The sequence below is a fragment of the Calditrichota bacterium genome, from assembly GCA_013151735.1.
Taxonomy (GTDB): domain Bacteria; phylum Zhuqueibacterota; class JdFR-76; order JdFR-76; family BMS3Abin05; genus BMS3Abin05.
In genome coordinates, this window is record JAADHR010000187.1 from 1 (window position 1) to 11,743 (window position 11,743).

The 11,743-nt window shown below is 48.5% G+C and carries 14 protein-coding genes and 1 tRNA gene; 13 read left to right on the forward strand and 2 right to left on the reverse strand.

The genetic code is table 11. From position 1 onward, the window contains the following. The 11 genes from GXO76_13110 to GXO76_13160 form a co-directional block, all read left to right on the forward strand. A partial coding sequence (locus tag GXO76_13110) for a site-2 protease family protein (GenBank protein NOY78796.1) occupies positions 1-607 on the forward strand: 607 nt, incomplete at its 5' end. 35 nt (positions 608-642) lie between these two features. Next, complete coding sequence (locus GXO76_13115; GenBank protein ID NOY78797.1) at positions 643-1,590, forward strand: carbohydrate kinase; 948 nt, start codon at positions 643-645, stop codon at positions 1,588-1,590. A 15-nt stretch (positions 1,591-1,605) separates the two neighbouring features. Further along, on the forward strand, positions 1,606-3,324 hold the full coding sequence (gene ggt, locus GXO76_13120) for a gamma-glutamyltransferase (GenBank protein ID NOY78798.1): 1,719 nt from the start codon (positions 1,606-1,608) through the stop codon (positions 3,322-3,324). A gap of 224 nt (positions 3,325-3,548) precedes the next feature. Beyond that, entirely contained in the window at positions 3,549-4,013 is a 465-nt protein-coding gene (locus tag GXO76_13125; protein ID NOY78799.1) for an NUDIX hydrolase, read from the forward strand. Positions 4,014-4,038: 25 nt separating this feature from the next. Beyond that, positions 4,039-5,316: an MFS transporter gene (locus GXO76_13130; protein ID NOY78800.1), complete on the forward strand. Its 1,278-nt coding sequence runs from the start codon at positions 4,039-4,041 to the stop codon at positions 5,314-5,316. 482 nt (positions 5,317-5,798) lie between these two features. Further along, on the forward strand, positions 5,799-6,071 hold the full coding sequence (locus GXO76_13135; protein NOY78801.1) for a co-chaperone GroES: 273 nt from the start codon (positions 5,799-5,801) through the stop codon (positions 6,069-6,071). A 9-nt stretch (positions 6,072-6,080) separates the two neighbouring features. Further along, positions 6,081-6,476, forward strand: a complete 396-nt coding sequence (locus GXO76_13140) for a hypothetical protein (GenBank protein NOY78802.1) — start codon at positions 6,081-6,083, stop codon at positions 6,474-6,476. Further along, a complete protein-coding gene (locus GXO76_13145; protein NOY78803.1) occupies positions 6,473-6,826 on the forward strand; it encodes a hypothetical protein in 354 nt (117 codons plus the stop codon). Before GXO76_13140 ends, GXO76_13145 begins: the two co-directional genes overlap by 4 nt. Continuing rightward, positions 6,813-7,241 carry a tRNA (N6-threonylcarbamoyladenosine(37)-N6)-methyltransferase TrmO gene (gene tsaA, locus GXO76_13150; protein NOY78804.1) on the forward strand — a complete coding sequence of 143 codons (429 nt, stop codon included), beginning with the start codon at positions 6,813-6,815 and terminating at the stop codon, positions 7,239-7,241. The genes GXO76_13145 and tsaA overlap by 14 nt, the downstream gene beginning before the upstream one ends. 192 nt (positions 7,242-7,433) lie before the next feature. Beyond that, positions 7,434-8,270, forward strand: coding sequence for an MBL fold metallo-hydrolase (locus tag GXO76_13155; protein NOY78805.1), 837 nt, complete (start codon positions 7,434-7,436; stop codon positions 8,268-8,270). A 43-nt stretch (positions 8,271-8,313) separates the two neighbouring features. Beyond that, positions 8,314-9,150, forward strand: coding sequence for a selenocysteine protein (locus tag GXO76_13160; protein NOY78806.1), 837 nt, complete (start codon positions 8,314-8,316; stop codon positions 9,148-9,150). 26 nt (positions 9,151-9,176) lie between these two features. On the opposite strand, the gene GXO76_13165 is transcribed toward GXO76_13160, so the two are convergent. Both GXO76_13165 and GXO76_13170 read right to left on the reverse strand, forming a co-directional pair. Further along, a complete protein-coding gene (locus GXO76_13165; GenBank protein NOY78807.1) occupies positions 9,177-10,184 on the reverse strand; it encodes a radical SAM protein in 1,008 nt (335 codons plus the stop codon). Positions 10,185-10,301: 117 nt separating this feature from the next. Continuing rightward, a tRNA-Leu gene (locus tag GXO76_13170) sits at positions 10,302-10,384 on the reverse strand. Positions 10,385-10,499: 115 nt separating this feature from the next. On the opposite strand from GXO76_13170, the gene GXO76_13175 reads away from it, so the two are divergent. After that, positions 10,500-11,039, forward strand: a complete 540-nt coding sequence (locus GXO76_13175; GenBank protein ID NOY78808.1) for a DUF4416 family protein — start codon at positions 10,500-10,502, stop codon at positions 11,037-11,039. After that, a partial coding sequence (locus GXO76_13180; GenBank protein NOY78809.1) for a phosphoribosylformylglycinamidine cyclo-ligase occupies positions 11,036-11,743 on the forward strand: 708 nt, incomplete at its 3' end. The genes GXO76_13175 and GXO76_13180, both read left to right, overlap by 4 nt.

Below are 11,743 nucleotides of genomic sequence, written 5' to 3' on the forward strand. Positions count from 1 at the left end.
ACCCTTGCCTCCCTTTGGAACGCTGGGCGCCATTATTCGAATGGAACACGTTGTCCCCAATCGCAAGGCCCTGTTTGACGTTGGGATCGCGGGGCCTTTGGCCGGGCTGGTTGTAACGCTGGTCGCCATTGTTTATGGATTGGAACATTCGCAGGTGGTGGCCCTTTCTTCACTCAGTCAGGGAAGTCTGCAATTGGGGGACTCCCTCTTATTCAAATGGCTTTCCCATGTAATTGTAGGGACGGTGCCGGCAGGCTACGATGTGGTTCTGCATCCGGTGGCCTATGCAGGCTGGGTAGGACTTTTGGTAACCGCGCTCAATCTGCTGCCAGTCGGTCAGCTGGACGGCGGACATGTGGTTTATGCCCTATTGGGCGGCCGGAAAAGCCGAATTGTCTTTTATGTGATGATGGCTGCCTTTACCGTTGTTCTGGTCTTCTTTTATTGGGGATGGTTTCTCATGGCCATATTTATCGCCCTTTTTGCGTTTAAGCATCCACCCCCAATGGACGATTACACCCCTGTCGGACGAACGCGGGTTCTCCTTGGCATTTTTATTTTGATTATTTTCTTCCTTTCGTTTACTCCTGTTCCATTTAAACTGTGAGGTCTGTCTTCATTCGGAAAAGGAAAAGGCCAAAAATGACAAAGAAAATTGTTGGGCTTGGTGAAATTCTGTGGGATGTTTATCCCGACGAAAAACATTTGGGAGGTGCGACATCCAATGTAGCCTTTCATGCCGGGAATTTGGGAGAGGAACCCATTGTTGTGAGCCGGATTGGCTCCGATCCGTCAGGAGATACCCTGTTGCATGAAATGGAGTCCCGGGGTTATTTAACGGCTTACATTCAGCGGGATCCGGCAAAGCCCACCGGACGCGTCCGAATTGAACTGGATGAAAAGGGTGTCCCGTCATTTATTTGCGGGGAAGACGAGGCGTTCGATTATCTGGAGTGGACAGAGGACCTGGCCCGTCTGGCCACCGAAGCGGATGCCGTTTTTTTTGGGATTCTTGCACAGCGCCTGCCCGTTTCCCGCCGGACGATTCAGTCCTTCCTGGATGCCGCTGACCACGCCCTAAAAATATTTGATCCCAACTTACGGGACATTCCGGAGGATTTTTCCCCCATTTTGGAAACCTCTTTTCAGAAGGCCGACATTTTGAAACTGAATGAAGACGAAGAACAGATGCTGGGTCAGTTTTACCGTAAAGAGGCCCTGTCGCGAAAGGAATTTCTGGCCTGGCTGCTGGAAAAATTCCATCTTCGGGCGGTTTGTCTGACACTGGGTGAACGGGGCGCATTTTGTCAAACGGAAAACGAGAGTGTTTATTCTCCCGGCTACTCCATCGTTCCCGTGGACACGACCGGATCCGGAGACGCCTTTATTGCGGCTCTGGTGGTGCAGTGGCTGCGCAACAAAACCCTGCTTCAGGTGCTGGATTTTGCCAACGCCGTTGGGGCCTTTGTGGCCACGCAAAAGGGGGCGGTTCCGACGTATTCCGCATCTGATATTCAGGACTTTTTAAAATCTCATCAACAACGAACAATGGATCCGTCCATGAAAGAAGTGGTTCATGGGGTATCCTAAAAAGGAGTATTTCCGATGAAATCTTTTAAATGGCTTTGGAGCGTTACGGTCGGAGCCTTTTTTGTCTTTTGCCTGTTTTCTGAAGTCTTCGCCTTTCAGGGGCATCATCCGAGCCGGGCTGAGCATGCAATGGTCGCTACGGCTGCTCCGTTGGCGTCGGAGGTCGGACTGCAGATTCTCCGGCAGGGCGGAAACGCCGTGGATGCGGCCGTGGCCGTTGGGTTTGCACTGGAGGTGGTCTACCCGGAGGCAGGGAATATCGGCGGTGGGGGTTTTATGGTAATCCGCTTTCCGGACGGCCGGGCAACAACCATCGATTATCGCGAAAAGGCGCCTCTCAAAGCCACCCGGGACATGTACCTCGACAAAAATGGGAATGTGATTCCGGGTCTGAGTTTAAAGGGATATCTGGCCTGCGGCGTTCCGGGAAGCGTGAAGGGATTGTGGCTGGCGCATCGCAGGTATGGAAAATTGCCCTGGAAAACGTTGATTGAGCCGGCCATTCAACTGGCGGAAAAGGGATTTCCGATTTCCTACGAATTTTCTCAGGAGGTCAAACGGCATGAAAGCGACCTAAAAGATTTTCCGGCAACGGCAAAACTATTTTTTAAGAATGGAACAACTCCCTACGAGCCGGGAGAACGTTTCGTTCAAAAAGACCTGGCACATACGCTTCGTTTAATTGCCGAAAAGGGTTCCGACGGATTTTACAAAGGGGAGGTGGCGGAACGCATTGAATCGGTGATGAAGGCAAACGGCGGTCTGATAACAAGGCAGGATCTCGCGGCCTACCAGGCAAAAGAGCGTCCCCCGGTGGAAGGGACCTATCACGATTATCACATCATTTCAATGGGGCCTCCCAGCTCCGGAGGCATCTGTCTGCTGGAAATCCTGAACATTCTGGAAGGCTATTCCTTAAAGACGTTCGGGTTCCATTCCTCAAAAACGATACACCTGATGGTTGAAGCGGAAAAGCGCGCCTATGCCGACCGGGCCAAGCATCTGGGGGACAGCGATTTTTACCCGGTTCCGGTGAAAGGCCTTCTTTCAAAAAAATATGCGGCCGCTCTGCGCGAATCCATTGACCCGAATCGGGCAACACCCAGCACAGAAATTTTTGCGGGAAATCCCCTCCCGTACGAAAGCAAGGAAACCACCCATTACGCCATTGTGGATGAAAATCGAATGGCGGTCTCCGTTACCACCACGTTAAATTCGGCTTTTGGCTCAAAGGTGGTTGTGGACGGTGCCGGTTTTTTGTTGAATGATGAAATGGACGATTTCAGCTCGAAGCCCGGTTTCCCCAATAAATACGGGCTGATTGGGGGCGAAGCCAATTCCATTCAACCCGGAAAACGCATGCTCTCCTCCATGACCCCTACCATTCTGGAAAAAAATGGCCGCCTCTTTATGGTGGTAGGAACCCCCGGCGGTTCAACCATTATCACCAGTGTATTGCAAACGATTCTGAATGTGGTCGATTTTGGAATGAACATACAGGAAGCAGTGGATGCCCCGCGGTTTCATCACCAGTGGCTGCCCGACCAAATTTTTTACGACCGGTTCGCCTTTCCCGTAGATGTGTGCGACAATCTCAAGAAAATGGGGTATCGGCTGCACCCGCGGCATTCCAACGGACCTGGCATTGTTCAGGCCATTCTTGTTGATCCCAAATCCGGCGTTTTGCTGGGCGGTTCGGATAGCCGGGGGTACGGAAGGGCATTGGGATTTTAGATGCCTGGCAAAAGCGAAGGATTTTATGGGCCGTTTTTATTGAATATCCAATACTCAACAAGGAATAATGAATGATGAAGGGGAAAGGATTAGTCGTGAATTTTGGCAAAACTTTAAATTTGGAAGTTCCTTGTTGGATATTGGATAGTCGGTTTTGATTTCAAACGCCTGGTAAACCAACATCGAAAAAATTACCAACGCTTTTTTAAGTTAAGGAGATGTCCATGCCTGTGTATGAAATCATCAAATGTCCCAATTGTGGAACGGAAATCCGGCGATACAAAAACCCCGTTCCCACGGTGGATATTATTATCGAAGTGGACACGCCTGACGGCCGGAAGGGAATTGTTTTAATCGAACGAAAAAATATTCCCCACGGATGGGCCATTCCGGGAGGATTTGTGGATTACGGAGAGAGCTGTGAACAGGCGGCTGTTCGGGAAGCCAAAGAGGAAACCTCTCTTGATGTGCGTCTGGTCCGGCAATTGGGTGCCTATTCGGATCCCAAACGCGATCCCCGCCAGCACACCATTTCCATTGTATTTGTTGCAAGGGCATCGGGGCAGCCCAGTGCAGGTGACGATGCCAAGAATGTGGGTATTTTTACGCGTGATAATTTGCCGATTCTTCTGGCCTTTGATCACCGGCGTATTTTGAATGATTATTTTGAGTCGCTGAATCAGCCGTAAATGACTTTAATGGGAAGAGGTGCACGTGACGGAGGACAAGACGACCAATCATCTGTCGGGTGAAGCGGATCGTCAGCTGCGCTGGAATTTCTTTATGGGGGTGATTCACGGGGTTTTTTACAAAGCGGGGATGGCGTTTAGCGAGCCGAATATGATTTTGCCGCTCTTCCTGAACGCATTCACAAAATCGAAAACCCTCATCGGACTTTTTGGGACCCTGTTTCAATTCAGCGGGGCCTGGCCGCAGCTTTTAACCGCACAAAAGATTCAATCCATCTGCCGAAAAAAACCGCTGCTAATTGCCATGTTAATCATTCGCATGGCCAGTTGGGGGGTTCTCGGTCTGATTACCTATTTTTACGGTGCCCGGCATCCGGGCTGGATTTTGGCTATTTTTCTGTTGCTGTTGTCGCTTTTCTATTTGGCCGGGGGTGTGGCAGGCATTCCCTTTTTCGATATCATCGCAAAGGCCATTCCCACAAGCCTGCGCGGTCGGTTTTGGGGCATTCGCCAGTTTTTGGGCGGTATTTTGGCCATTGCGGCGGGGTTTGCCGTTAAATGGATTCTGGCGTCGCCGGGGCTGCCGTTCCCGAAAAATTATGCCGTTCTTTTTCTGCTCTCCTTTGTGTTTTTAGGAATTTCCTATCTGGGACTTGGTTCAATTCGGGAACCCAAATACGACAATTGTCCTCCGCCGAAATCCTTTAGTCTTTTTTTAAAAGAGGCCTTTCAAACGCTTCGCGACGATAAAAATTTTGCACAGGCCATTTTTACGGAAATTCTGGCCGGAAGCCTTTTGCTGTCGCTTAGTTTTTACGTGCTTTATGCAAAGAATAGTTTAAAGGTAGAACCCTCCATGGTGGGTCTGTTTATTGCCGTGCAGATGCTGGCGGGGGTCCTATCGAATCTGGTGTGGGGAATGCTGAGCGATAAAATTGGCAACAAAAGCGTCATCCGCGGCGCTCTTTTGTTCCATTTGTCCATTCCTTTTTTTGCCCTGATTTCCGGAGCGGGATGGATGTATTTGCTGGTGTTTTTCGGGATTGGCTTTTATATGAACGGCGCGTCCATCGGCTTTACGAATTTTATGCTGGAAGTGGCCCCGGAAGAAAAACGTCCGCTCTACATCAGCCTCCGGGGAACGCTTGTGGCGGTGGTGTCCTTTTTTCCGCTTTTGGGTGGCATTTTTATTGATCTGTTCTCCTTTCGGGCGGTCTTTGCGGCCGTCCTGGTGATTTCAATTCTTGCCAATATTCTGGCGATTCGGCTCAAAGAACCCCGGCAGATTCGGAGCATGCCATAAAAACCTGCCTCTGATAGCGGTGTGTAACCGCAGGCGTAAAGCCTGCGGCTACTTTATGCCTGCGCTACGGTTATTTCATTTCTGCGGCCGGGAAAGAGACGATGAATTGGCCGCTTATTTTACGTTCTTTTCAAGGCCGTTGTTTGGACGACAGGCGCACTTCCCTGGGGAACAGAAGATGTGTAACCGCAGGCTTTATGCCTGCGGCTACGGTTATTCGTTCCGGCCGGCATAACCGCTTAAAAACGCTGTAGTTTTGTTAGCACTCCAAAGAGATGACTGCCAAAATCAATCGAATAAAGGCGTAAAAAAATACAACTTTATTCATCTTAAATATTGACTTCTGAAAAACTTTATACTATATTTATATGGAATTTTTGAAAATCATTTTCCGGCGGTTTTTTCTCAAATCGCGGGAAAGAATTCCTATAAAGTGAATGAAGAGAAGTGGTACGAACCAAAAAAAGGAAGGAGGGTGTTGTATGAAGATTCAACCACTGGATGATCGAGTTTTGGTCGAAATTTTGGAAGAGGAGGAGAAAACGCAGGGAGGTATTATTATTCCGGATACGGCCAAAGAAAAACCCAGAATGGGAAAGGTCGTCGAAGTGGGAACCGATGAAGAATTAAAAGATTTGATAAAATCCGGAGAAAAAATTATTTTTGCAAAATATGGCGGCGAGGAAATTAAGATTGATGGCCAGGAATATGTGATTCTTTCCCGAAATGATATTCTGGCCGTTGTGAAAGACTGATGAGTGATGATGAAAATCGCCGTAGGAACTGACGACAAACAGCATCTTCGCAAGGGTCATTTTGGGGATAGTTTGTACTTTGTTATTTTTACAGTGGACGGACAGACCATCGTCAAGGAGTCTGTCGTCCACAATCCCCATTCTGATCATGCCGAAAAAAAGGGGGAACACCATCACCATGGCAAGGCAAAGGCCATTTGGTCGACGTTGCATGGTGTGGATGTGTTCATCGGGCGAAGTATGGGAAGGGAGTCCGTCCCGAAGCTGATTGAACGGGGCGTGCTCCCCGTTCTTACAAAGATTGAAGATATTCGGGAAGCGGTTCAGGCGTTTCTCCGGGATGAAAAGGAAAAATTTCTGTATTTTGATTCTGTTGAAAAGAAATTTAAGCCTTATAAAGCGTGAATATTGCAATTCCGACAGATGATTTTCAAACGATTCCCCGAAAGATGCTGGGCCGGGCGAAATATTTCGCCATTTTTCGGGTGGAATCAAATGGAACGTATGTTTTAAGTGAAAAGCGGCCCAATCCTTACGAACACACCCTGCAGCGGGGGAAGACATTCGATGTAATGAACGTTTTGAGCGATTGTCAGGTTATTCTTTCTCGCTCTATTGGAAAGAAAGGCATTGAGCGAATGAAGAAAGCCGGTTTTCGCGTTATCCTGACAAAACAGCCTTCCATTGAGGAGGCTTTGACTGCGTTTCTTTCCGAACACTCTTTTAATACGGGCCAGAATAATGGGACTGGATGATTCATTTGAAATAAGGCCAATCGGCTACGTGGCATCGCCCAAAGATGCTTTGGATACCGAAAATCCCGATATTAAGGTGATTGAAATTCTTCCGGGCTTGCAGGCGGGGTTGGAGGGAATTGAGCACTTTGAAACACTTTGGATTTTGTTTTGGCTCCACAATCTTCCGGAAGAAACCCGCCACGTTCTTTTGGTTCATCCCCGGGGAGACCGTTCCAAGCCCCTTAGAGGGGTATTTGCAACCCACAGCCCCATGCGGCCCAATCCCATTGGAATGAGTCAGGTTACTTTGGTTAGGAAAGAGGCCAACCGCCTGCTGGTCCAGGGATTGGACGCCCATATTGGCTCACCCGTCATTGATATTAAGTCGGGTCAGCGCAAAGAAGAGACGGCCCGCTCCTCGTTGCAAAATTAGTGTGATTTGGGTGTGGCCGGGATGGTGTCCTCATTGTACCCCCAACAAAATAATTTTTATTTACTTTTCCCGAAATAATTCATATTTTATAGCTGTGTTCACACCAAAAGGCCTTTAGGGTTTTTTGGGAAAAAGGATCCATTTTTAATTCCAAGAAAGCTTTCTCCAAATAAACGGAAGAACACCCCGGATATGGCAGAAGAAGCGCGCATCAAGATTCTGGTTGAAGAAACCGTTCGGCGGGCCCATCTCATTGCGGAGCACGGGCTGTCTATTCTAATTGAATTTCGCGGCCAAAAAATCCTGTTTGATACCGGTCAATTCAAGGCTCTGTTTTGGAACGCTCCCCAATTGGGAGTGGATTTAAAAAAGCTGGATGCCGTGGTTCTGAGTCACGGGCATTACGATCACACGGGCGGGTTGGCAGAATTGATAGACCAGCGGGGTGCGGTGCCGGTTTTTGCTCATCCGGATGTTTTTCAAAAGCGTTTTCATGTTACGGAAACGTCGTCCCGGGAGATCGGAATGCCCTGGAATCGGGACACTCTGGAAGCAAAAGGCGCCCGATTTCATCTCAATCGAAACCTCACTGAAATTTTTCCGGATGTATTTACGACAGGGGAAATTCCCCGGGAAAATGATTTTGAAATTATTGAAAAGGGATTCCAAATCCAAAAAGGCGCTGGTTTTTCCCGGGATGCTATTCGTGACGATCAGGCTCTGGTTCTCAAAACACAAAAAGGGCTTGTGGTAATTCTGGGATGTGGTCACTCCGGAGTTGTCAATACCCTGTCCGCTGTCGGAAGAGCGTTTGGTACGACACGATTTTATGCTATTTTGGGGGGATTTCATTTGGTTCGGGCATCGGAACACCGAATTCATCAAACAATCGGGGCGTTAAGGGAACTTTCATTTGATATCATTTCTCCGATGCACTGCACCGGTTTCCGCGCCCGTGCAGAACTGTACAAGGCTTTCCCTGAAAAATTCAGGGATTGGCATGTAGGCGATACCGGCTCATTTGGCTAAACGAGTTGCATAGGTTCGGTTTTTAGTATTTAGAGGAGAGGTAATGGAACTGCTCTGGCACACATTCGTCCACGCCGTTAAAATTTCGCTTTTTGTTTTCTTAATGATGGTCCTCATTGATTATTTGAATGTGAAAACCCGCGGGCATCTTAAGGAACTGGTCAGGGGACGAAAATGGCGGCAGTACAGTTTGTCTTCCTTTTTGGCAGCCACACCGGGATGCCTGGGCGCCTTCATGGATGTTTCTCTGTATGTGCACGGTCTGATTTCCTTTGGTGCCCTGACCGGAGCCATGGTAGCCACATCCGGCGACGAGGCCTTCGTCATGTTGGCCATGTTTCCTGAAAAGGCTCTTTTGCTTTTCGCAGGGCTTTTTTTATTGGGGATTGTATTGGGCTGGGTGACTGACGTGTTGGTGAAACGCTTTCACGTGCGTCCGTGTGATTCCTGCCAGCTTCAAGAATACCATCCTCAGGAAAACAGCACGCGTCACTATCTAACCGTTCATATCTGGAAACACATTTTTAAAAAGCATATTATCCGCGTGTTCCTGTGGACATTTGGGGCACTTCTGGTGGTTAATCTGGGACTGAGCTACTGGAATCTGGAATCATTTGTCAAAGAAAATGTCGTCTGGATCGGCGTCCTGGCTGTTTTGGTGGGCATTATTCCGGAATCCGGCCCCAATCTCATCTTCATCACCCTGTATGCCAAGGGACTCATTCCGATCTCTGTTTTAATTGCCAATTCCATTGTTCAGGACGGACACGGGATGCTGCCAATGCTCTCCTACAGCTTAAAGGATTCGGTTCGGATAAAGGCCTTTAATATGGCGTATGGAATCCTCATTGGCGGCGCCATTTATCTTTGGGGACATTAGCGAATTATCCGGCAAGAGAAGATAGTTTAGGTTTTTCTCCGAAGGACTCCGGGTTTTTTCGTGGTTCTTTGTGTAACCGGGGAAAATTCGAAGTCCTGAATCCAGCCGTTTGTAAACCCGAAATCCTCCACCCATCGGGTCACTGTTTCGTATTCCTGCTGTGAAATTTTTCGATTGATTTCAGAAAATTTACGTGCTTCCCAGAGGGGAAGATATTGGGTCATCAGGCTCAGGTGAACGCGCGGCGAGATTTCTTCCGCCAAAAACCGCAGCACTTCAAAGGTATTGTCCAGTTGTCCGGGAAGGATCAAATGCCGGACAATCAGGCCTCGGGTAGCGATTCCGTCCTCATCGATTTGTAAAAATCCCACCTGCCGAAACATTTCCTTGAGGGCCGCTTGTGCGGTTTGCGGGTAGATTCGGGCCTTTGAATAGTTGCGGGCGGGTTCGGAAAGCGCATATTTGAGATCGGGCAGATAAATATCGACCAGACCCTCCAAGAGGGCAAGGGTTTCGGGGGAGTCGAACCCATTGGTGTTGTAGACAATCGGCAGGCGAAGTCCCATTTCAACGGCTATTTTCAGGGCTTCCAAAAGCTGCGGGATGAAATGGGTGGGAGTGACCCAGTTGATGTTGTGGGCGCCCTGCTCCTGGAGAACGATCATCATTCGTGCAAGGGTTCGGGGAGAGATGTCCCGCCCCAGCCCATTGTGACTGAACGGGAAATTCTGGCAAAAATAGCACCCGAGAGTGCAGTTGGAGAGGAAAATAATCCCCGATCCTCTAATGCCGGAAACAGGGGGTTCTTCACCGAAGTGACGTTTGTATTTGTACACCCGAAGCCGGTCTGTTGCCCGGCAAAACCCTATCTTGCCTTCCAGCCGATTCACTTCGCAGTATCGGGGACACAAGCGGCAGGAGGAAAGGTGGCGCCCGGCCTCTTTAATCCGTCGGCTCAATTCCCCCGTTTTGAAAAGCTCCAGATAGCCGGGAGAAGCACCGAAGGGCTTCTGACTGTGTTTTTCTGCGGCCACAGAAAGGATGTCCCAATTCAAAAAGAAACAGGTTTATTTAAAAATTCTTTTCTTGCTATTTTAAGGGAGTTTTATTAAAATAAAAGAGCCGATTTTGAAAATCGGCTCTTTTTTGAGTGCCGAGGGCGGGACTCGAACCCGCATGCCCAGAGGGCGGTGGATTTTGAGTCCACTGCGTCTACCAGTTTCACCACCTCGGCAAATGTGAAATAAATTTAATTAATTTTTTTTCAATTGTCAAGAGCGAATTTCATAAATAATTGTCTTTCTTCAAAATTGGGAAATGACGATTTTCGCAAATGAGAGGCTCTTTCTGTGGGACGTGTAAAGACCCCTGTTCCGGTAAAATTCTTCTCGGCCATTCTTTTTGCGCCTGATGTAAACCCGGCTGAAATTTACAGGATTTTGACGGATCGCTTTGGCCCGATCGATCACAAATCGCCTGTGTTTGAGTTTACTTACACAAATTATTACGCGGCCGAAATGGGAGAATCACTGAAAAAACAATTTGTTTCATTTGAAAGACTGCGTTTGCCGGATGATTTGGCGGCGGCCAAGCTTCAATCCAATAAAATGGAAGAGGCGTTTTACCGGGAGGGCCGGCGCCGTCTGAATCTGGACCCCGGATACATTGAACGGGCCAAGATGATTCTGGCGTCCACCAAGAATTTCAGTCATCGCATTTACATCGGCGAGGGGATTTACGGTGATCTTCAATATCGATTTCGGGCGGGAAGATTCACTTTTTTGGAATGGACGTATCCGGATTACAAGGATGCCGTGGCGCTGGATTTTTTTCACGATATTCGGAAAATATATAGTAATCAGTTAGAAAAAAGGATTTCTTCAAAATGAGCGGGATAACGTACAAAGCGGCCGGCGTGGATATTGAGGCGGGTGAGGAAAGCGTTCGGAAAATCAAGTCCCTTGTAAAACAAACATTTGGGCCGGAAGGGTTAACGGATATCGGGCTTTTCGGAGGGCTCTTTCGGGCCGATTTTGAGGGCTATCAAAAGCCTGTGCTGGTTTCGTCCGTCGATGGGGTGGGAACCAAACTAAAGGTGGCCTTTTTAATGGATCGGCATGATACCATTGGCGAGGATCTGGTGAATCATTGTGTGAACGATATTCTTACGTCCGGCGCCAGGCCTCTGTTTTTTTTGGATTATCTTTCGCTTGGGAAGGTTTCTCCCGACAAGATTGCCGAGATCGTTTCCGGATTTGTGCGGGGGTGCAAACAAACACGTTGTGCGCTTATCGGAGGAGAAACAGCCGAGATGCCCGATCTTTACCAACCGGGGGAGTATGATGTTGCGGGAACCATTGTTGGAATCGTAGACGAAGACAAGATTGTCACCGGAAAGACGATTGCCAAAGGAGATGTTCTTATCGGATTGGCTTCCAGCGGACTTCACACAAACGGGTACACCCTTGCCCGAAGGGTGCTTTTCGATCATTCCAGCCTGAAGGTGGATTCCTTTATCGAGGATCTTAGTCAAACTATCGGCGAAGCGCTGCTTGCTGTTCATAAATGCTATCTAAATAGTGTTTCTTCCCTT